The sequence below is a fragment of the Rhizobium sp. CFBP 13726 genome, assembly GCF_014841925.1.
Taxonomy (GTDB): Bacteria; Pseudomonadota; Alphaproteobacteria; order Rhizobiales; family Rhizobiaceae; genus Neorhizobium; species Neorhizobium soli.
This window is the reverse complement of record NZ_JACYUU010000005.1, coordinates 351,122-372,493: the sequence shown is the minus strand read 5'-3', so window position 1 is coordinate 372,493 and position 21,372 is coordinate 351,122. Positions and strand designations below refer to the sequence as shown.

The 21,372-nt window shown below is 61.1% G+C and carries 20 protein-coding genes and 1 tRNA gene; 4 read left to right on the top strand and 17 right to left on the bottom strand.

The genetic code is table 11. The annotated features are described in order from the left end of the window. Positions 1-32: 32 nt before the first annotated feature. From prmC to IFT66_RS20790, 5 genes are all read right to left on the bottom strand, one after another. Positions 33-947 carry a peptide chain release factor N(5)-glutamine methyltransferase gene (gene prmC / locus IFT66_RS20810; RefSeq protein ID WP_192078771.1) on the bottom strand — a complete coding sequence of 305 codons (915 nt, stop codon included), beginning with the start codon at positions 945-947 and terminating at the stop codon, positions 33-35. Further along, entirely contained in the window at positions 944-2,026 is a 1,083-nt protein-coding gene (gene prfA / locus IFT66_RS20805) for a peptide chain release factor 1 (protein ID WP_062454274.1), read from the bottom strand. Before prfA ends, prmC begins: the two co-directional genes overlap by 4 nt. A gap of 32 nt (positions 2,027-2,058) precedes the next feature. After that, entirely contained in the window at positions 2,059-4,326 is a 2,268-nt protein-coding gene (gene ptsP, locus IFT66_RS20800; protein ID WP_192078770.1) for a phosphoenolpyruvate--protein phosphotransferase, read from the bottom strand. Positions 4,327-4,407: 81 nt separating this feature from the next. After that, the gene (locus IFT66_RS20795) at positions 4,408-5,682 is read right to left on the bottom strand and encodes an aspartate kinase (RefSeq protein WP_062577503.1); all 1,275 of its coding nucleotides are present in this window, start codon (positions 5,680-5,682) and stop codon (positions 4,408-4,410) included. 293 nt (positions 5,683-5,975) lie between these two features. Beyond that, entirely contained in the window at positions 5,976-6,869 is an 894-nt protein-coding gene (locus IFT66_RS20790) for an SH3 domain-containing protein (protein WP_092664587.1), read from the bottom strand. A gap of 291 nt (positions 6,870-7,160) precedes the next feature. On the opposite strand from IFT66_RS20790, the gene ubiG reads away from it, so the two are divergent. Further along, positions 7,161-7,907, top strand: a complete 747-nt coding sequence (gene ubiG / locus IFT66_RS20785; protein WP_192078769.1) for a bifunctional 2-polyprenyl-6-hydroxyphenol methylase/3-demethylubiquinol 3-O-methyltransferase UbiG — start codon at positions 7,161-7,163, stop codon at positions 7,905-7,907. Between the two features lie 3 nt (positions 7,908-7,910). Here ubiG and IFT66_RS20780 read toward each other — a convergent pair whose 3' ends face one another. The 6 genes from IFT66_RS20780 to IFT66_RS20755 form a co-directional block, all read right to left on the bottom strand. Further along, positions 7,911-8,996, bottom strand: a complete 1,086-nt coding sequence (locus IFT66_RS20780; protein WP_192078768.1) for an acyltransferase family protein — start codon at positions 8,994-8,996, stop codon at positions 7,911-7,913. A 151-nt stretch (positions 8,997-9,147) separates the two neighbouring features. Further along, positions 9,148-9,221 (bottom strand) — tRNA-Ala (locus tag IFT66_RS20775). 143 nt (positions 9,222-9,364) lie between these two features. Next, the gene (locus IFT66_RS20770; protein WP_062454278.1) at positions 9,365-9,793 is read right to left on the bottom strand and encodes a DUF1178 family protein; all 429 of its coding nucleotides are present in this window, start codon (positions 9,791-9,793) and stop codon (positions 9,365-9,367) included. Continuing rightward, a complete protein-coding gene (locus IFT66_RS20765; RefSeq protein WP_192078767.1) occupies positions 9,790-10,650 on the bottom strand; it encodes a carbon-nitrogen hydrolase family protein in 861 nt (286 codons plus the stop codon). Before IFT66_RS20765 ends, IFT66_RS20770 begins: the two co-directional genes overlap by 4 nt. 12 nt (positions 10,651-10,662) lie before the next feature. Then, positions 10,663-10,920, bottom strand: a complete 258-nt coding sequence (grxC, locus tag IFT66_RS20760) for a glutaredoxin 3 (protein ID WP_062454280.1) — start codon at positions 10,918-10,920, stop codon at positions 10,663-10,665. Between the two features lie 56 nt (positions 10,921-10,976). Further along, positions 10,977-11,735, bottom strand: coding sequence for a ComF family protein (locus IFT66_RS20755; RefSeq protein WP_249406525.1), 759 nt, complete (start codon positions 11,733-11,735; stop codon positions 10,977-10,979). A gap of 93 nt (positions 11,736-11,828) precedes the next feature. Between IFT66_RS20755 and IFT66_RS20750 the strand changes: the two genes are divergently transcribed. Then, positions 11,829-12,707, top strand: coding sequence for a methyltransferase domain-containing protein (locus tag IFT66_RS20750; RefSeq protein ID WP_192078765.1), 879 nt, complete (start codon positions 11,829-11,831; stop codon positions 12,705-12,707). A 27-nt stretch (positions 12,708-12,734) separates the two neighbouring features. On the opposite strand, the gene IFT66_RS20745 is transcribed toward IFT66_RS20750, so the two are convergent. From IFT66_RS20745 to IFT66_RS20720, 6 genes are all read right to left on the bottom strand, one after another. Continuing rightward, positions 12,735-12,908 carry a Flp family type IVb pilin gene (locus IFT66_RS20745; protein ID WP_062454283.1) on the bottom strand — a complete coding sequence of 58 codons (174 nt, stop codon included), beginning with the start codon at positions 12,906-12,908 and terminating at the stop codon, positions 12,735-12,737. Between the two features lie 61 nt (positions 12,909-12,969). Beyond that, positions 12,970-13,290, bottom strand: coding sequence for a hypothetical protein (locus IFT66_RS20740; protein ID WP_192078764.1), 321 nt, complete (start codon positions 13,288-13,290; stop codon positions 12,970-12,972). 111 nt (positions 13,291-13,401) lie between these two features. Next, a complete protein-coding gene (mutT, locus tag IFT66_RS20735; protein ID WP_192078763.1) occupies positions 13,402-13,806 on the bottom strand; it encodes an 8-oxo-dGTP diphosphatase MutT in 405 nt (134 codons plus the stop codon). A gap of 8 nt (positions 13,807-13,814) precedes the next feature. Continuing rightward, the gene (locus IFT66_RS20730) at positions 13,815-14,585 is read right to left on the bottom strand and encodes a GNAT family N-acetyltransferase (RefSeq protein WP_192078762.1); all 771 of its coding nucleotides are present in this window, start codon (positions 14,583-14,585) and stop codon (positions 13,815-13,817) included. A gap of 8 nt (positions 14,586-14,593) precedes the next feature. Further along, positions 14,594-15,835, bottom strand: a complete 1,242-nt coding sequence (gene argJ / locus IFT66_RS20725) for a bifunctional glutamate N-acetyltransferase/amino-acid acetyltransferase ArgJ (protein WP_192078761.1) — start codon at positions 15,833-15,835, stop codon at positions 14,594-14,596. A gap of 57 nt (positions 15,836-15,892) precedes the next feature. Further along, entirely contained in the window at positions 15,893-16,771 is an 879-nt protein-coding gene (locus IFT66_RS20720) for a peptidylprolyl isomerase (protein WP_192078760.1), read from the bottom strand. Between the two features lie 261 nt (positions 16,772-17,032). Here IFT66_RS20720 and secA point away from each other — a divergent pair, with 261 nt between their 5' ends. Both secA and IFT66_RS20710 read left to right on the top strand, forming a co-directional pair. Beyond that, on the top strand, positions 17,033-19,744 hold the full coding sequence (gene secA / locus IFT66_RS20715; RefSeq protein ID WP_192078759.1) for a preprotein translocase subunit SecA: 2,712 nt from the start codon (positions 17,033-17,035) through the stop codon (positions 19,742-19,744). 161 nt (positions 19,745-19,905) lie between these two features. Next, positions 19,906-21,327, top strand: a complete 1,422-nt coding sequence (locus IFT66_RS20710) for a lipopolysaccharide biosynthesis protein (protein ID WP_342344803.1) — start codon at positions 19,906-19,908, stop codon at positions 21,325-21,327. Positions 21,328-21,372: the final 45 nt, after the last annotated feature.

Genomic DNA, 21,372 nt, shown 5'->3' with positions numbered 1-21,372 from the left:
CTTTTGCTTTGCAACATCGAAAGCCTGGATAATCAAGGGCCACCTCTCGTAAAGACAAGCACGCGATCGTTGTTACCATAATCACGTCTTGCTTGCGTCAAGATGAAGCCTGCGTCCTCGAAGATACGCGTCACGGTGTCTCGCTGATCGAACCCGATCTCGACGCCGATCGACCCTTCGTCCTTGGGAAACGAGCCGTCTTCCTGTGGACCACGCAGTTCGAGAAAGTGCTCGGCCTGCGATGCGATTGCCCGGTAGGCATCCAGGCCATCGGGTCCGCCGTCCAACGCTGCCGGCGGATCGAAATCGCGAACTTCCGGCTCCAGGTCAGGAATGACATCGCTTCTGATATAGGGCGGGTTTGACACGATTATGTCGAAACGCCCGTCAATTGCGTCAAACCAGTGACTTCTGATGCCCTGAAACCGCTCGCCAAGAACAAGACGTTGCGCATTGCGCGTCGCCGTCAAAAGCGCATCGTCAGAGATATCGGAGCCGACGCCCGTCGCTTGCGGAACCTCGCTCAGCAGTGCCAGAATGATGGCGCCGGTCCCGGTGCCAAGATCGAGCACGCGGGCATGGCCCTTATCCGCAACGATCCGTCTGAGCACGGGCAGCATGCATTCGACCAGGAGTTCGGTATCCGGCCGCGGCTCCAGCGTCTCCTTGGACAGCAACAGATCCAGCCCGTGAAACGCCCGCATGCCGAGAATGCGGTGAACCGGCTCGTGGCCCAGGCGGCGCGCCACCGCGTCCGCAATCCGGGCCATGTCGAGGGCATCGACCACCCGGTCTCCGTCGACGAACACCTCGGTCGAGGAAAGTCCCAGCAAGCCGCCGATCAGAAGCCTTGCCTCGATGGCCGCATCGGCGATGCCTGCTGCGGCAAACTGCGCCCTTGCATCCGCCACCACCGCCTTCAACACAGACGCCGGTTGCTGGCTCATCCGTGCTGCTCGCCGAGCTGCGCCAGCTGTCCCGCCTGATAATCCGAGATCAGCGCATCGACGACTTCGTCGATCTCGCCGATCATCATCCGGTCGAGCTTGTAGAGTGTCAGGTTGATACGGTGGTCGGTCACGCGCCCTTGAGGGAAATTGTAGGTGCGGATGCGCTCCGACCGGTCGCCGGAACCGACCTGGCTCTTGCGGTCCGCAGAGCGTTCGCTGTCGGCTTTCTGGCGCTCCATGTCGTAGAGCCTCGAGCGCAGGACCTGCATGGCTTTCGCGCGGTTCTGGTGCTGCGATTTTTCCGAACTGGTGACGACCAGCCCCGTCGGCAGGTGGGTGATGCGCACAGCGGAATCGGTGGTGTTGACGTGCTGGCCGCCGGCGCCCGATGCCCGCATTGTATCGATGCGGATGTCGTCCGCCTTGATCTCGATATCGATCTCTTCCGCTTCGGGCAAAACCGCGACCGTCGCTGCCGACGTATGGATGCGCCCCTGCGTTTCCGTATCGGGCACGCGCTGCACCCGGTGCACGCCGCTTTCGAATTTCAGCTTGGAAAACACGCCGCGGCCAGTGACGGTGGCGATGACTTCGCGAAACCCGCCCGCTTCGCCGTCGCTGGCAGACAGCACTTCCACCTTCCAGCCATGGGCGCTGGCGTAGCGCTCGTACATCCGAAACAGGTCGCCGGCAAACAGCGCCGCCTCGTTGCCGCCGGTGCCGGCGCGGATTTCCAGGATAGCGCTGCGCTCGTCGGCTGCATCCTTGGGAAGGAGCAGGATCTGCATGTCCTTTTCCAGCTGCTCGATGCGCTCTTCCGCATCCGGCAGCTCCATCTCGGCCAGTTCGCGCATCTCGCGGTCGGTCGCCTTGTCGACAAGCATCGCACGCAGGTCTGCGACCTCAGCCAGTGTCTTTTCATATTCACGGATCTTGGTGACCACCGGCTGAAGTTCGGAATATTCCGACGCCAGTTTCACATAGACATCGGCAGCCGGACCCTCCGACATGCGCGCCTCGATCTCGCCGAACCGGCGTTCCAGTTCGCGCATCTTTTCGACAGGAAGCTTCGCCACCCAATCACTCCACTCTTGTTCTTTGTGTTTTTCTATACGGGAATGTTGTTGGTTTCCGCAAACCGCAACAGCAAATTGCGGATCGGCTCGTCCGAGCGCACGTCGTCGAGCGCGGCGTTCAGCTCCTCGGCCAACTGCCCTGCATCGAGACCAAGCAGCATCGCCTTGACCGGCCCGATCGAGGTTGCCGCCATCGAGACCGAGCGGAAACCGACGCCGATCAGCGCCATGGCCGAAAGCGGCTTGCCGGCCATCTCGCCGCACAAGGTCACCGGCGTGCGGTTCTTATCCCCGGCACGCGCGATGTCGCGCAGAATGCGCAGGAACGGCTTGCCCAGAATATCGAACCGGTCGGAGACGCGGGCATTGCCCCGGTCGGCGGCCATGGCGAACTGGAACAGATCGTTCGAGCCGACAGAGACGAAATCCACTTCCGCCATCAGTTCATCCAGCTGCCACATCAGCGACGGCACTTCCAGCATCGCGCCGAACTGCAGCTTGCGCGGCAGGCTGTGGCCGAATTTGGAAAGATGCTGGACTTCCTTCTGGAACAGCTCGCGCACCGCGCGGATTTCTGAAACCTCGGTGATCATCGGCAGCATCATGCGCAGCTCGGAACCCGCCGATGCCCGCAGCAGCGCGCGCATCTGGGTGCGCAGCAGGCCCGGCCGATCGAGAGACAGGCGGATCGCCCGCCATCCCAGCGCCGGGTTTTCCTCTTCCTGGCTACGAAGGTAGGACACGACCTTGTCGCCACCGATATCGAGCGTGCGGAACGTCACCGGAAGGCCAGCCGCCTGGCGGATCACGGCGCGATAGAACGCCTCCTGTTCCTCAAGCTTCGGCATGGTCGAGGCGATCATGAACTGCAGCTCGGTGCGGAACAGGCCGATACCCTGCGCACCGGATTCGGCAAGCTGCGGCAGATCCACCAGCAGGCCGGCATTCATGTTGAGGCTGATCGCCTTGCCATCCTTGGTCACCGGCTCGACCGAGCGCAGTGCCTTGAACTGCTCCTGGCGCCGGGCCCGCAGCTTGACCTTTTCCTCATAGGCCTTCTGCAGATCCGCCATCGGGCGCACATGCACCTGGCCGTCGTCACCGTCGATGATGATGGGATCGCCGTTTTCGGCAAGCGCAACCAAGCCCGTCGCCTGGCCGACAACCGGAATACCCATGGCGCGGGCCACGATCACCACATGGCTGGTGACCGCACCTTCTTCCAGCACCAGCCCGCGCAGGTTCTCGCGCGGATAATCGAGCAGTTCAGCAGCGCCCATGGCGCGCGCAAGAATGATCGCATCGAGCGGGAAGTTCTCGTCCGTTGCTCGGCCGGAATAGCCGGTCAGCTGGCGCAGCAACCGGTTGGCCAGATCGTCGAAATCATGCATCCGCTCGCGCAGATAAGGGTCGGTCAGGCGCATCATCCGCGCCTTGGTGTCGCTCTGCACCTTTTCGACCGCAGCTTCCGCCGTCAGACCGTTGTGGATCGCCTCTTCCATGCGGCGCACCCATCCCTGGTCGTGCGCAAACATGCGGTAGGTCTCGAGAACCTCGCGGTGCTCGCCCTCCTGCGCCACGTCGCGGCGCTGCAGCATGTCGTCGATCGAGATCCGGAGCGATCCGAGCGCTTCGGCCAGACGGAGGATTTCCTTGTCCGAATCCTCGTTGAGAAGATTGGTAACGACGATACGAGGCTCGTGCAGAACCACATGGCCAAGCCCGATGCCCTCGTTATAGCCGTTGGCCGCGATCGTGACGGCGCGGGTAAGGTCCAGCTCAAGCCCCGGTGCCGTGATCTTCTTCAGGTCGCCGGTCGCGATCATCTCGGCGATCACCATCGCCGTCGTCTCGAGCGCCTCCACCTCGTCTTCGCGGTAGTTGCGGCTGGCCTTGTTCTGCACGACGAGAACGCCAAGCGTGCGGCCGGCGCGCAGGATCGGCACGCCGAGGAAGGAATGGTAGATCTCTTCGCCGGTTTCCGGCAGGTAGCGGAACGCGGGATGCGCCTGCGCATCGGACAGATTGAGCGGCTGTGCCGAGGCGGCAATCGTGCCGACCAGACCCTGCCCCATCTTCAGCTGCGATGTATGGACAGCCTCCTTGTTGAGGCCCTCGGTGGCATAAAGCTCGAGCACACCATCGGAGCGCAATACATAGACGGAGCAAACCTCCGCCACCATGTTGCTGGCGATCTGGCGCACGATCCGGTCAAGCCGCTCCTGCGGCTCAAGTGGCTCGGCCATCAACTCGCGGAGCCGCTTCAGAAGAACGCGCGGCCCGGCCGACATGTCTCTCATCGGCATCATTGCTCCCGAATGCATCTTTAATCCGGAAGTGGCCGCGCGAGTTTCACACCCACGCGGCGAACCGGTTGACGATCAAGTCTTATCGAGACCGTAGGCGGAATGCAAAGACCGAACTGCAAGTTCCGAGTAGTCGCCGGCGATCAGGATCGAAATCTTGATTTCCGAGGTGGTGATCGCCTTGATGTTGATCGACTTTTCGGCAAGTGCCTTGAAAGCGGTCGCCGCAACGCCGGCATGGCTGCGCATGCCGATGCCGATCACCGACACCTTGGCGAGACCCGATTCGCTCTGCACGACGTCGAAGCCGATCTTGTCCTTGTTGTCTTCGAGAACGCTGATGGCCTTGGCCACGTCCCCGTAAGGCACGGTGAAGGTCATGTCGGTCTTTGATCCGTCCTCGGAAATGTTCTGGACGATCATGTCGACATTGATGTGATTTTCGGCCAGCGGGCCGAAGATGGCGGCAGAAACGCCTGGCCGGTCGGAGAGACGACGCAGGGAGATCTGCGCTTCATCCTTGGCGTAGGCGATGCCGGTGACGACTTCCTGTTCCACGATCTCTTCCTCGTCGCAAATCAAAGTACCGGGCGGGTTGATGAGGTCGCCCATGCCCGGTGCATCGGGATCCTCGAAACTGGAGCGCACGAAGGTGCGGACCTTGTGAACCATGGCAAGTTCCACAGAACGCACCTGCAACACCTTGGCGCCGAGCGATGCCATTTCGAGCATTTCCTCGAACGAAATCTTCTTCAGGCGCCGCGCCTTGGGCACGATGCGCGGGTCCGTCGTATAGACGCCATCGACATCCGTATAGATGTCGCAACGATCGGCCTTGAGAGCGGCAGCAATCGCCACCGCCGAAGTGTCGGAACCGCCGCGACCGAGCGTCGCGATCCGGTTGTCCGGGCCGATGCCCTGGAAGCCGGCAACGACGGCCACCTGGCCCTCGCCCATCCGCTTGATGATGTCGGAACCGTCGATTTCCTGAATGCGTGCCGCGCCGTGCGCATTGTCGGTGCGGATCGGCAACTGCCAGCCCTGCCAGGAACGCGCGTTGATCCCCATCGACTGAAGCGCGATCGCAAGCAGACCTGATGTCACCTGCTCGCCGGAGGCAACAACGGCATCGTATTCGCGCGCGTCGTAAAAGGGAGAGTCAGCACCATTGACCTTCGGCGTGTCCTGTACCCAGCCCACCAGCTCGTTGGTCTTGCCCGACATGGCGGAAACGACGACGGCCACTTCATGGCCCGCGTCGACCTCGCGTTTCACATGGCGTGCCACATTGTGGATACGGTCAAGATTGGCGACGGACGTGCCGCCGAACTTCATCACGATGCGAGCCATTCGACAAAAACCACTGTTTCGTCCCGGCACCATACGCTGGAACGTCTGCTTCCCGTTTCTCTGCTCTCCGGGCATGAACGCCTGGAGTCACAAAGTTGCGGGGGTCTCATAACGAAAAGGGGCTGGCGGTGCAATGGCCGGAACAGGCCAGAACGGTACGCCCGGCAAAAACCGGAGGCAGTATTTCGCGATTATCCGCGGAAAATCGCCGAACATGAAAAGGGCCGCTTTCGCGGCCCCCGACTATCATCAACTGTAACCGTTCACGGCGGAGCTCGTCCACCGTTATCGCCTTAGCGATTGCGGCAACCCGGGCCGACGCACTGCTCAGTTTCACCCTGCGGGGCGCGACGGTCGTTATTACGCTCTGCACGCGGTTCCTGACGACGTTCTTCTCTGCGTTCGTCATTGCGCTCGGCACGCGGCGGCGGGCGGCGATCGTCCCTGCGGTCATCGCCACGATCCATGCGCGGCGGTGGTGGGCGACGGTCGTCGTCGCGATCAATCCGCGGTGGTGGACGGCGGTCATCCCGGTCGCGGTCGATACGCGGTGGTGGAGGACGACGGTCGTCGTCACGATCGATACGCGGCGGTGGGCGACGATCGTCCCGGTCTCGGTCGACGCGTGGCGGGTCACGGCGGTCGCCGCGATCACGGTCCCAACCGGGACGGTTGTCCCAGCGGTCACGATCGCGGTCGCGGTCCCAACCCGGAGGCGGTGGCGGCGGACGTCTGTCACGATCCCAACGCGGCGGTGGCGGCGGCTGACGATCGGCGCGCCAATTGTAATCGCGCCAGCGATCACGTTCGCGATAGAAATTGCGCTCTCTGTAATGGCGGCCCCAGTAGTCGTTGACTTCGAAGGTCACCGTCGGGATGCCGAGACCCTGATAGTAGTCGGGCGCGACATAGACGCGGTTCGAACGGTACGCCGCCTGGACATAGTTTCCCGACACCCAGCCACGACCGCCGTAGAACGAAACGTCGCACCAGTTCACGCTGCTCATGCAGCCGTTGATGGTAACGGTCGCGCTGACCGGGATCACTGTAACCGCCGGATAGGCGGTGCTCGGACCAGACCGCATGTTCACGTTCGCGGTTGCGAATCCCTGCACGGCAGCCGAAGCAATCGACGGCGCCAGCATCAAGGCGCCGAGAGCGGCTACCCGTAAAAGTAACTTTTTCACCTGTTTCCTCCTGGAAAACATAAGCGGTCGGAATTGCTTCCGTTTTGCGCCCCGTAATTTTCAGCCTAAATGCTCGGAACGACCTATTGTTCCAGTTGTCGGCTGAATGGCGAATGAATGATGTATTTGACTGTCATTCACCCTTTTTCTCCTCGCCGTAAGCAACGGTTCATCCCGCCCGCTCACTGGAAAACAATGACTAAGCTGTCGCGCGACCTCCGCGGCGATGTCACCCCTTGACATCAACCCGGGATCGTCCGACTTCAGGCCCTAGTACGAGAGGATGACGATATGACCGAAACCACACGCAGCACAGTCGATAAGGACCAGGTTGAATGGTTCTCGAAAATGGCAGCCGAGTGGTGGAACCCGACAGGGAAGTTTCGGCCTCTCCACAAGTTCAATCCGGTCCGCCTCTCCTATCTTCGCGACCGGATCTGCGAGCATTTCGGCCGTGACCCCAACGGTCACCAGCCCCTTGCCGGTCTTCGCATCCTCGATATCGGATGTGGCGGCGGTCTGTTGTCGGAGCCGATGGCCCGCATGGGTGCGACCGTTGTCGGCGCGGACCCGTCTGAAAAGAACATCGGCATCGCTTCCACCCATGCCGCTGAAACCGGCGTTAGCGTCGATTATCGCGCAGTCACCGCCGAAGACCTGGCCGCATCGGGCGAGATGTTCGACGTGGTCATGAACATGGAAGTAGTCGAACACGTCGCTGACGTCGATTTTTTCATCACGACCTGCGCGTCGCTGGTGAAGCCGGGCGGCCTGATGTTCGTCGCGACTATCAACCGCACGCTGAAGGCCGGCGCGCTGGCGATCTTTGCTGCGGAAAACATTCTCCGCTGGTTGCCGCGCGGCACCCACCAGTACGACAAGCTTGTGCGCCCGGAAGAGATCGAAAAGCCGCTGTCAAAAAGCGGCATGGAGATCATTCACCGCACCGGCGTGTTCTTCAACCCGCTCAGCGACCGCTGGAACCTGTCATCCGACATGGACGTCAATTACATGCTTCTGGCGCGGCGTCCGGGCTGAGCTTCAGTTCTTGACGACAGCCGTGACGGGTGTTGCGGCGTCGACGGATCCACCCTTCCGGTGCAAAAGCGTGGCCCAACGGGGCCGCTCGAACAGGAAGTTGCCGATCCCTGTCGCCCTGACAATCGCGTAGAGGATGAGCGAGCTCACGATCGACACGATCATCACCGAAACGCTCAGCAGTCCTGTATCGGTAATCAGTCCGGTCTTGAGCGCTACTGCCCTGAACAGAGACATCGGGATGGTAAAGGCGAGGTAGACAACCAGCGAATGCTTGCCGAGCCAGACCAGCCAGCGCGAGAACGGCAGTTGGACGACGAGGCCGCAAGCGATGCAAAGCGCCAGCGTTCCAGCGACAGCAAGTACGAAATGCATCCCTGGCAACACCGCAGACCCCATCTGCATCCCGACCGGTTGAACCTCATAGCCGGGTGAAAACACGAGCACTCCGTTGACCAGCGCCCAGACGCACAGCGCAGCCCAGGCTCTCGCCGAATAGCGCTGGCAGAGATCGACCAGCTTCAAAATTGCGGGACCCGTCCGGAAGCCGAGGTAGAAGAAGATAAAATACGCGGCAAACTGCGTCACCACATAGCTCGCCGAATGGGGCGACAGGACCTCGAGGCCGATCGCGACCGGAAGAACCACCCAGGCCTGAACAGACAGCTGGTACAACAGCTTCGTCACCAGTCCGAAAATGGCAAGCAGATAGACGAACCACAAAACGCCGTAGGGCTGGACCATCGCAAACGCCAGCTCCTTCAGCATCTTGCTGAGATCGATTTCGTAGACCCCGATCTTGAGGCCAAGCATGATCGTGACCCAGAGCACGTAGAAATAAAGGTAATGGACCACCCGGCGGTCGACGAACTGCAACCACGGGCGGGCGATAACCTGCGACAGGAACAGACCCGAGATCAGGAAGAATTCCGGCATCCGGAATGGCGTGGCGAAACCGATGACATAGTGCAGAAAGCCGACCTGCCCGGTATATTCGCCGGTATTGTAGGCCGCGTACATCATCACAACCAGGATGATCGAGACACCTTTGGCGGCGTCGACCCACGCTAAACGATCAATCTTTTCCATGCTGCAGAGCACTTTCTGTCTGATCAAGGTTACGGGGACGCCCTTGCGCTGCGATCGCAACGATCCGGCCTGTTTGGTCTAAATCCAGAGGGTCATGTCGAATGCGATGTTGGTGTCGACGTCTGCCAATTCGTCGCCGGAGTGTGGTCCTTGGAGAACTGGGCAGGATTTGAACCTGCATGTACGGGCTTGCGGGCCCGCTCCATTTCAGTCTGGCACCAGTTCATCACGGACGGCTTTCGGCAGCCCGTCCGCAGAGATAGCGCAGTCAGGTTAGAGTTCGGTAAACCGGCATGGTAAAGATGCATGTCTTGGAAGAAATACTTACAAGATACTTCCGACATCGCTAATGAACTTGAAGACCGGCGTCAGTTGCCGTCTTCCGGGAGCGTCGGCAAGGGGGCGATGTCGATGCCCTCATCAATCAGCTCGCGCACGTCGTCGAAACTTGCCTTGCCGATAATCCCGCGCGCATCGGCCTCGCCGTAATGGATCTTGCGCGCCTCTTCCGGAAATTTCTCGCCGACATCTTCGGAACTGGCGCGGATACCGGCGACGGCTTCCTTGAGCTTCGCCATCACCTCATGGCGCGCCATATTCATCGCCAACTCCTGCTTGGCTTCCTTCTTCCGTGCTGTCGAAACGGAGGGCGCCATCAGGGATTTTGAGATCGCGGTGGAATTGCAGACCGGACAGGTTAAAAAGCCGCTTTCCACCTGGCGGTCGAAATCGGCGCTTTGGGCAAACCAGCCTTCAAACGCATGTCCGTTCTCGCAGCCGAGCGAATATTTGATCACGCCGCCTCTTCCCCGTCACCGCGGTCGGGGACGATCGCCACGGAAAACTCCCGGGCATTCTTGAGGTTGGGGATCTTCTGGCGTGCCGCCCGGACCTGGTCGAGATCGATCTCGGCGATCAGGACCTCTTCGCCGGTGCCGCCAGCCATCGCCAGAACCTTGCCCCAGGGATCGACGATCATCGAATGACCGAAGGTTTCGCGGCCATCTTCGTGGGTGCCGCCCTGTGCCGCAGCAATCAGGAACGTCCCGTTCTCGATGGCGCGGGCCCGAAGCAGGATTTCCCAATGCGCCTCGCCCGTCTGGCGGGTAAAGGCAGCCGGAACCGTGAGAATTTCGGCGCCGGCCAAGGCCTCGGCCCGGAACAGCTGCGGAAACCGCACATCGTAGCAGATCGCGAAACCGAGCCTGCCGAAACCGAGGTCGGCGACCCGCGCTTCGTTGCCGGGTTCATAGGCCGAACTTTCGCGCCAGCTTTCGCCATTGTCGAGATCGACATCGAACATGTGGATCTTGTCGTAGCTGCAGACGGTTGCGCCGTCTGGCGAAAACAGGAAAGCGCGGTTGGCGATCTTTCCGTCGTCGCGGGCAATGGCGGTCGAGCCGATATGCAGGAAGACACCAAGCTCTTTTGCGAGATCGCGCGCAGTCGAGACGATCACATCATCCGCCTCGCCCCGCAAGACCTCGCGGGCCGCCTTGCGGTCACGCTGCAGCATGCCGGTCATTTCGGGCGTCTGGATATAGGTCGCGCCATTGGCTGCAGCGTCACGGACAAGACGCGCCATGTCGGCCGCATTCCTGACCGGATCGACGCCCGAACACATCTGGATCGCTGCAACCTTGACCGCGGTCATCGAAAAATCTCCTCAGGCCGCCAGAAGCGGATCGAGCTTGCCGGCACGGTCGAGCGCATGCAGGTCGTCGCAACCGCCGACATGCCGACCATCGATGAAGATCTGCGGGAATGTCGAACCGCCGTTCGACTTCTGCACCATTTCGGCGCGCAGTTCCTTGGAATAGGTCGCGTCATGCTCGGTAAAGGCAACGCCCTTGGATTCGAGCAGCGCCTTGGCGCGGGCGCAGTAACCGCAATATTCGCGGGTGTAAATGATCACATCTGCCATGATTTTCTCCACGTACTGTCAGGACTTTGTGCAGCGCGTCACAATTGCCGTCTCTGTCATATAGGCCCGGCAATGGCCATTGCAAAGGTCAAAACCGTCACCTCGGCAGCCCCTGCCCGCTTCAGCGCCCGGGTTGCGGAAGACACTGTCGCGCCGGTCGTGAACACGTCGTCGACCAGTACGATATGCTTGCCGAACACGTCCTGTTCGCGACCCGCGGCCACCTTGAACGCGGCGCGGACGTTCTCCTCGCGGCCCCGCGCCGTCAGCCCCACCTGGCGCCGCGTGCTCTTCGTGCGCAGCAATGTTGCGGCAAGAAAGGGCTTTTCGGATTGAGCGGCGAGATGCCGCCCGAGCTCGGCTGCCTGATTGAACCGGCGCCAGAGCATCCGCCAGCGATGAAGCGGCACAGGGAGAATAGCGTCGCAATCGGCCACATGGGTCTCGCTCGCGCGCAGCATCCACCCGGCCATCATTGCGGCGAGGTCGGCGCGATCCCTATATTTCAGCGCATGGACGAGCGAGCGTGCCGCACCTTCGTGGATTGCCACAGCCCGCAGGCGGTCGAACACCGGGGGATTGGCGATCGCTTCCGGCGAGATCAGTAATTGCTCATCCAGAGCGGGATCGGAAGGATCATAGGAGAACGGAAGGCCTAGAACCTCGCAGTAAGGACGTTCGATGAAGCGCAGACCGCGCCAGCACTGTGCACAGAAACCGCGATGGCTGCCGGTGATCACCCCGCATCCGGGACAGGCTGGCGGGTAGACGACGTCGCCTATCCGGCGTGTCCAGACGGACGCGGCCGATACCATGCTCCTCAGCGATCGCAAGGCGGGGGACGAAGACATGCTTGACATTAATCGACGGAGAGCGACTTTGCGACCCGCGGAAATTGAGTGGAAAACATGGACATCATTTTTGACGCCGAACTGGTCGAAGCACGGCGCCGGCGTGCGATTACCGCTGGCGACCACAACGCGGCGTTCCTACTGGATATAGCCGGACGCGAACTGGCCGAGCGGCTGTCCGTGGTCGAGCGGCAGTTCGAACAGGGTGTCGAGTTGCATGGCGGTACGGGGACTGCAGCCCGCGAAGCGAAAGCAACCGGCAAGGTCGCCAACATGGTCCGGATCGAGAGCGATCCTACCTTCGCCGTCTCGGGCGAAGACATCACGGTCGCACCGCTCGACGATGTGCCGCTCGAGCCGGATACGGTCAACCTCGTCGTCTCGCCGCTTGCCCTCCACCTGATCAACGATCTTCCCGGCACGCTGGTCCGCATCCGCCGGGCGCTGAAGCCGGACGGGCTGTTCCTTGCCGCCATTCCCGGATCCGGCACGCTTGCCGAGCTGCGCGATGTCCTTCTGTCGTCCGAGGTGGAATTGACCGGTGGTGCTAGCCCGCGGGTCATTCCGTTTGCGGATGTGCGGGACGTTGGTGGGCTTTTGCAGCGGACGGGTTTCGCGCTGCCAGTAATCGATGCGGAAACCTACACGGTGCGCTACGACAACCTGTTTGCGCTGATGCGGGACCTGCGCGGCATGGGCATGACCAACGCGCTTGCAGGCCGCAGCCGCAAGCCGCTGACGAAGACCTTCTTCCTGAAAGCCGCCGAGCTTTATGCCGAGCGCTATTCGGATCCGGATGGCCGAATCCGGGCCACGTTTTCGATCATCTACGCATCGGGATGGGCGCCGCACGAAAGCCAGCAAAAGCCCCTGAAGCCGGGATCTGCCAAGATGCGGCTGGAAGATGCGCTGCGCGGATCGCAGAACGAAAACTGACAGGTCAGGGTAACGATCGGGGGAGGCTCAGGTAATCGGCTTGTCGACCTTGCCGCCGAGGAAGCTGAACATATTGCTGAGCGCCGAGGAAAAAGCGCCGAAACCGGCGAGCAAGGCGGCCGATATGATTGCAATGATCAGGCCGTACTCGACAGCCGTCGCCCCACATTCGTCGCGCATGAAGGAACGCAGGAGACGCATGACTTGCCCTTTATCCGGTAAACCGCTGATCTGTCGCCCGACTATAGTGACTAATCGTTAATTAGCAGCCATCGTTTGCGCCGTAGCCCTGTACGATGCAGACGGAGCCCGGCGTGTCCTGAAGGACGCTACGGCGGATCGTGTAGGTTTTCGTGCCCTTCTCGACCGGCTTGATCGAGCCGGTGGTGATCATGTCGAAGTCCTGCTTGACCGTTGCCAGCCGCTGCTGGTCATCGTGACCGGCGAGCATCGGCGTCACGATCAGCGCAAGCGCAACCGCAGCGGTGCCAAACAGCAGAGCAATATTGAGGGCGCCGGTCCTACCGGATCTGTGCTTTGCCCCCTGGCGGGCCTGCACAGTTTTCCAGAATTCGTCTTCCATCGCTGAAAAGCCTCGTCAACGCAGTCACTGATCCCCCTGACGATGCCACGATGGGCTGAATTAAAGGTTAACAGGCTCTGAATTCGACTGCGCTAATTCGATTGATCTCGATCAGACAAGATCCTGAATGATCGGGATCAGAGGCTCGTCGGCGGGCGGCATCGGATAGTCCCGAAGCGCGTTCGGCTTGACCCACTTGATCTCCTGCCCCTCGCGCCCGTGCGGAATGCCCTCGAAACGGCGACAGACATAGAGCGGCATCAACAGATGGAAGGTTTCATAAGTGTGGCTCGCAAATGTCAGCGGCGCAAGGCAGGCTTCCTTCGTCTGGATCCCGAGCTCCTCGTCGAGTTCACGAATCAACGTCTCCTCGGGCGTTTCGCCAGGCTCCACCTTACCCCCCGGAAACTCCCAGAGCCCGGCCAGCGACTTGCCCTCAGGGCGCTGCGCAAGCAGGATGCGGCCATCGGCATCGATCAGCGCGCAGGCTGCAACGAGAAGAATTTTCCTCGACATGAGATCGGTCACCCTTTGCGCCAGTAGTGGTATTCATAGACCTTGCGAAAGCCGAACTGGCGATAGAGGGCAATCGCCGGTTCGTTGTCTGCCTCCACCTGCAGCCATGCCGAACGGGCGCCGCTGACGCGGGCCCAGCGCAGTGCCGAGGCAAGTATTTCCGAGCCGATGCCCTGCCGCCGAACCGTTTGCGACACGGCAAACGACATGACGCCCGCAAGATCGTTGTCCTGCACGCAAAGCGCCACGGCGACGGCGCCGTGACGTGGGCTTTCCTTGATGAAGAAGCCCGATTGCGGCTTGATGGAACTGAGGATCTCCGCCAGTGCCGGCTTCAGCGCTGCGTCGTCCTGCCCCACTGCAATGCAGGCATCGACGAAACGGCCGATATCGTGGCTGGGAAGATGACCAAGCGTCGGCGGCAGCGGAAGGTGGGCGAGATCGCCGATCATCACATCTGCGGTCTCGAACATCTGCCAGCCATCATCCTCCAGATGACGGATCAGGTGGGGCGGTGCGAGCGGCGTTTCGCGCACCACCAGCGATCGTCCGTAATCGGCAAAACGCTTGCGGGCCTTCGACAACCGCAGGTCCATGTCCCGGTAATCCGACGGATCGAGCGGCACGATGCAGTTGAGACGCTTCGACGGATGGCTACCCGTCAACCGAACCTGCCAGCTGCCGTCATAGACCACGGAAGCCGCGGGCCAGGCCCGGAAGCCGACCGCTTCCAGTCTCCGAACCAGCGGCAGGTCGCCTTGCGCGAGAGATGCGGTCATATCCGTCATCAGCTCCGGTAATCGCCGTTGATGGCAACATATTCCTTGGTGAGGTCGCAGGTCCAGACGGTGGCCGTGCCGGAGCCGAGGCCGAGTTCGACCTTGACCGGAATGTCCTGCCCCTTCATCACGTTGGACGCGGCCTCTTCCGAATAGGAAGGATCGCGTTCGCCATTGACGGCAACGCGGACATCGCCGAACCAGATCGCCAGCTTGTCGCGGTCCGCCGCTTCGCCGGCCTTGCCGACGGCCATGACGATACGGCCCCAGTTGGCGTCTTCGCCGGCGGCGGCGGTCTTGACCAGCGGCGAATTGGCGATCGACAGCGCGATCGTCTTGGCGCTAGCATCGCTTTCAGCGCCCGTGACCGTGATCTTGAGCATCTTGGTGGCGCCTTCGCCATCGCGCGCAACCTGGATCGCCAGGTCCTTCAGAAGCGCGTTCAACGCATCCCGGAAAGACGACAGCGCCGGATCGGCGGGATCGGTGATCTGCGCCTGGCCGTCTGCAGCAGCAGCCCCCGTTGCAAACAGCATCAGCGTATCGGACGTGGACGTATCGCTATCGACCGTCATGGAATTGAAGCTTGGCTCGACGCCTGCAGAGAGAAGCGACTGCAGCACCGAAGACGAGATATCGGCGTCGGTGACGACGAAAGACAGCATCGTCGCCATGTCAGGCGCGATCATGCCAGCACCCTTGGCAATGCCGTTGATCGTAACCGCGACGCCGCCGATCTCCGCCATGCGGGTCGCGACCTTCGGATAGGTATCCGTGGTCATGATCGCCTTGGCAGCCTCCTGCCAGAAATCGCCCGTGGCCGACCCGTGCATATCGCCAAGCACGCCTGCAAATTTCGTGGCATCGAGCGGTTCGCCGATGACGCCTGTCGATGCGAGGTAAATTTCATTCTCGCTGCATCCGACAGCAGCCGCTGCCGATTGTGCGGTAAGTTCCGTTGCCTGGCGGCCCTTGGCGCCGGTAAACGCGTTGGCATTGCCGGAATTGACCACCACGGCCCGCGCAGTGCCATGGGCTAAGTTCGCGCGGCAGAAATCCACCGGTGCCGACGGGCATTTCGACTTGGTGAACACGCCGGCCACCGCTGCCGGTGCGTCGAACACCATCAACAGCACGTCGGTACGGTTCTTGTATTTGATGCCGGCGGCAGCTGTCGCCATGCGGACGCCGCGCAGGGCCGGCATTTCGGGATAGGACTTCGGGGCGAGCGGCGAGACGGAAGAGGACATCTGAACAACCTGGCTGAATAGGAAAGGGCCCGGATATACCGGGCCCAGATGCGAATTTTACTGCTGTGCCGGTGCCGGCGCTTCTGCACCGTCCTGCATCTTGCTCACGTCCTCGTAGCCCTTCTTCAGGCCCTCATCCATGATCTCGATCTTCTGGTCGGCCTTCGCCTTTTCGATAATGGCGACATACTTGTCGCGCATCACGAGCTGCTTGACCTGGTCCTCGACCTGGTCGAGTGCCGGCGGAGCGGCTTCGCGCTTGTCGAGAAGCTTGATGACGTGGAAACCGAACTGGGTCTTGACCGGGGTCTTGGTGTAGGCGCCCTTTTCGAGGGCAAACGCGGCCTGCTCGAATTCCGGAACCATGCGGCCCTGGGCAAACCAGCCGAGATCGCCACCTTCGTCCTTGTTCGAATCCTGCGACTTTTCCTTGGCAATGGCTGCGAAATCGCCACCCTTGTCGAGGTCGGCAATCACGGCCTTTGCTTCATCCTCGGTCTTTACCAGGATATGGGCAGCATTGACCTCTTCCTGCTTCGGGATCGACGCGATTTCCTTGTCGTAGCGTGCCTTTACTTCTTCGGGCGTCGTGGCATTGACCACGTGCTTGCGGAAGTAGGCGTTGTGCAGCTCGCGATCGCCGATATAGGCCATGCGCTTCTTGTAGTCCTCGGTGTTACCAAGGCCTTCGGCGGCAGCACCGCTTGCCAGAAGCTTCACGTCGATTGCGCCGGAAAGGGCCGCAACCTTCTTCTGTTCTTCGGGAAGCTGGGCCAGCTGCGGGTCGAGGTTCTGGACCGCGACGTCGAGTTCGGCCTGAGTGATGTTCAGGCTGCCCACCTTGGCGACGACCGTATCGTCAGCGGCGAAAGCCGGGGCCTGGACGAAGATCGCAGCGGCAAGAGCAGCCGATACGAGAAGTTTGTGGCGCAGCATCGAGTTACCTTTCGATTGGTGAACCGGATCCAGAACGTCTGGCACCGGCCGGAAAACCTTCACAAACACCGGATTGTGGCCATTCTGTATCGGCCGTCACCGTTGACATAATTCGGACCCCCTCTTATCTGTCACGCAACTTCGCGTCCAGAAGCTTTGCGGGCGCCACGGGTTGAATTGTCAGAGGCGCCGCCGGCCGACAAGCTCAATCGTGGTCTCGACGAGTGACATCAGGGACTGACATCAGAAAGGGCCATTCGTATGGTCAGCTTTGGCGGCATTGCCCGCAAACTGTTCGGATCTGCAAACGAGCGCCGCGTGCGGGGCTACAAGCCGATGCTCGAGAAGATCAATGCAATCGAGGAAGCCACCAAGGCGCTCACCGATGAGCAGCTCGCCAACAAGACGGCGGAGTTCCGCCAGATGCTGGCAGACGGCAAGACCCTGGAGGATATCCAGATCCCTGCCTTTGCGGTGCTTCGCGAAGCGGCCCTCCGCGTTCTCGGCATGCGACCCTTCGACGTCCAGCTGACCGGCGGCATGATCCTTCACGACGGCGCAATCGCCGAGATGAAGACCGGCGAAGGCAAGACGCTGGTGGGAACCCTGCCCGTCTACCTCAATGCACTGTCGGGCAAGGGCGTGCATGTGGTGACCGTCAACGATTATCTCGCACAGCGCGACGCCAGCATCATGAGCCGCCTCTACGGGTTCCTTGGCCTGTCGACCGGTGTCATCGTCCACGGCCTGTCGGACGACGAACGCCGCGAGGCCTATGCCTGCGACATCACCTATGCGACGAACAACGAGCTCGGCTTCGATTATCTTCGCGATAACATGAAATACGAGCGCGGCCAGATGGTGCAGCGCGGCCACAACTTCGCGATCGTCGACGAAGTCGATTCGATCCTGGTCGACGAAGCCCGCACCCCGCTGATCATCTCAGGCCCGCTGGACGACCGTTCCGATCTCTACAACACGATCGACGCCTACATTCCGTTGCTGTCTCCGGAAGATTACGAAATCGACGAAAAGCAGCGCTCGGCCAACTTCTCCGAAGAGGGAACCGAAAAGCTCGAAGGCCTGCTGCGTCAGGCCGGCCTGCTGAAGGGCGAATCGCTCTACGACGTCGAGAACGTGGCGATCGTGCACCACATCAACAACGCGCTGAAGGCCCACAAGCTCTTCACCCGCGACAAGGACTATATCGTCCGCAACGACGAGATCGTCATCATCGACGAGTTTACCGGCCGCATGATGCCGGGCCGCCGCTATTCCGAAGGTCAGCATCAGGCGCTGGAAGCCAAGGAAAAGGTGCAGATCCAGCCGGAGAACCAGACGCTCTCCTCGATTACCTTCCAGAATTACTTCCGCATGTACGACAAGCTTGCCGGTATGACCGGTACGGCGCAGACGGAAGCGGAAGAATTCGGCAACATCTACAAGCTGGAAGTGGTGGAGGTTCCGACCAACCTGCCGATCCAGCGTATCGACGAGGACGACGAAGTCTATCGGACGTTTGAGGAAAAGTTCAAAGCGATCATCGTGGAGATCAAGGCCGCCAGCGAACGCAACCAGCCGGTTCTGGTCGGTACGACCTCGATCGAAAAGTCCGAACTTCTGGCAACCATGCTGCGCGAGTCCGGTTTTGAGAAATTCCACGTTCTGAACGCCCGCTACCACGAGCAGGAAGCCTATATCGTGTCGCAGGCCGGCGTGCCCGGTGCCGTCACGATCGCCACCAACATGGCCGGTCGCGGTACCGACATTCAGCTCGGCGGCAATATCGACATGCGCCTTGAGCGCGAGCTCGAAGGCATCGAGGACGAGGGCGAACGCGCTGCCAAGGAGGCTGCCGTCCGTGCCGAGGTGAAGGTCCTGAAGGGCAAGGCTCTGGAAGCCGGTGGCCTTTACGTCATCGCCACGGAACGTCACGAAAGCCGCCGCATCGACAACCAGCTGCGTGGCCGTTCCGGCCGGCAGGGTGACCCGGGCCGCTCGAAATTCTACCTGTCGCTCCAGGACGATCTGATGCGCATCTTCGGTTCCGACCGGATGGATTCGATGCTGCAAAAGCTTGGTCTCAAGGACGGCGAAGCGATCGTCCACCCCTGGATCAACAAGGCGCTCGAGCGGGCCCAGAAAAAGGTCGAGGCGCGCAACTTCGACATCCGCAAGAACCTTCTGAAATACGACGACGTCACCAACGACCAGCGCAAGGTGATCTTCGAGCAGCGCATCGAGATGATGGATTCGGAAGACGTGTCCGAGACCATCGAGGACATGCGCAACGAAGTGATCGAGGTTCTCGTTGCCAAGCACATCCCTGAGCGGGCCTATGCCGAACAGTGGAGCGTCAAGGAACTGCGCGCAGACGTTGATCGCCTGCTGAACCTTGATCTTCCGATCGAGGACTGGGCGACCGAAGAGGGTATCGGCGAAACCGATATCCGCGAGCGGATCACTGCCGCCGCTGAAGCTTCCGTCAAGGATCGCCGAGAGCGGTTTGGTGCCGACGTGATGAACTACGTCGAACGCTCCGTGGTGTTGCAGACGCTGGACGCCCTGTGGCGCGAGCATATCGTCAATCTCGACCACCTGCGCTCCGTCATCGGGTTCCGCGGCTATGCGCAGCGCGATCCGTTGCAGGAATACAAGGCGGAAGCCTTCGAGCTGTTCCAGGCGCTGCTTGCGAACCTGCGCGAAGCCGTGACCGCCCAGATGATGCGCGTCGAGCTTGTGCAGAACCCCGAGCCGCCGGTACCGCCATCGGTGTTCGAGGAGCATCATTTCGACCCGACGACCGGCGAAGACCAGGTGTCGGGCGCAGACGGCAGCGACTTCATCGCAGCGCCTGCCGATCGTCATCCCGAAGACCAGTCTACCTGGGGGCGCGTCGGCCGCAACGAGGCTTGCCCCTGTGGTTCGGGCAAGAAATACAAGCACTGCCACGGCGCCTTCGAACAGGCCTGATCGGGCAACACCAGTGTTATCGATAGAACGCCGCCTTCGGGCGGCGTTTTTCGTTTGCGGGATCGTCGCCGTCTTAACGTTCGGGTCGGCTGAGCCAACCGTTTCTTAACCCTGCTGTGGCAGATTTGCGAGCATGGCTCCTGTAGCGTAACGAGTATTGCGTGCCCATCATGGCGGTGATCGAAACAGCGGAAAGACTGCTTCCGGCCGGTTTGCGTGCCAGAGTAGCACCGCTGACGGGCAGGATCAGAGCCACTGTGACCGAAAACAGCGATACGGCGCGGGCGCAACGCCAGGCCATGACCGCGTTTGCGATCCGCATTTTCAGCGCCGCTATCGCCTTCCTGTCCCAGATCGTCATGGCCAGGCTGATGGGCGAGTTCGAATACGGGTTGTTCGCCTTCGTCTGGGTGATTGTCATCCTCGTCGGCAATCTCTCCTGCCTCGGCTTTCACACCTCGATCATCCGCTTCATCCACCAGCATTCAGCAGAGGGTGAAAACGGCGAGATCCGCGGCTTGAGCCTTGCCGCCTGCCTTGTCGCGCTCGTCACCTCGACCGTGATCGGCGGCCTCGGCTTTGCCTTTCTCTGGGCGTTCGGCAGCAGCATCGAGCCCTACTACATCGTGCCGGTTTCGATCGCTCTTTTCATCATTCCGATGATCGGCATCGGCGACATCCTCGACGGGATTGCCCGTACCCATGGCTGGACGATATCGGCGCTGGCGCCAACCTACATCCTCAGGCCCATCCTGATCCTCACTTTCATGACGGCAGCCGTCCTGTCCGATGCGCCGCGCGATGCGCAGACCGCCATGCTGGCGGCGCTTGCCGCCACATACGCCACAACGTTTGCGCATCTGACGCAGCTCATACTTCGGCTGAAAGGCAGCTACGGCAATGCATCGCGGCGCTACCGGCTTGGCTCCTGGATCCGATACTCGATCCCGCTATTTGTAGTCGACGGCATCGGCTTCCTGCTGACCAATGCGGACGTGGTCGTGGTCGGCATCTTTCTGCCGCCGGACGATGTCGGGATCTATTTTGCGGCGTCGAAAACGATCGTCCTTGTGCAGTTCGTCTACTTCTCCATCAAGGCGGCCGCCGCTCCCCGTTTCGCCGCCATCATGGCGGAAGGCGACATGACGGCGTTGGCCACATTCGCGGGCCAGGCCGTCCGCTGGACCTTCTGGCCCTCGCTCGTCGTCGGGTTGACGACGCTTGCTGCGGGTGAACTGCTTCTGTCGCTGTTCGGCGACGCTTTCACTTCAGGCTATATCCTGATGGTGATCCTTTTTGCTGGCATTCTGTCCAAGTCGCTCGTCGGTCCCGGAGAAGTGCTGCTCAGCATGGCGGGCAGGCAAAAGCTCTGCGTTGCAGTCTATACGGCAACGCTTGCCGGCAGCATCGCTCTCAATGTCGTGCTGATATCACATTATGGGCTGGTCGGTGCGGCGATGGCGACCGCCGGCGCCATGATGATCGAGGCGACGTTGCTGCACATAGCAGTACGCCGCACGCTCGGAATCGTGCTATTCGCTTTTTCCGATCCACTGCCCAGACCCTCGTTCAAGGTTCGATAGACACAATGGCTCTTCCCCCGAACAGGAGCGAGAAGGAATACGACG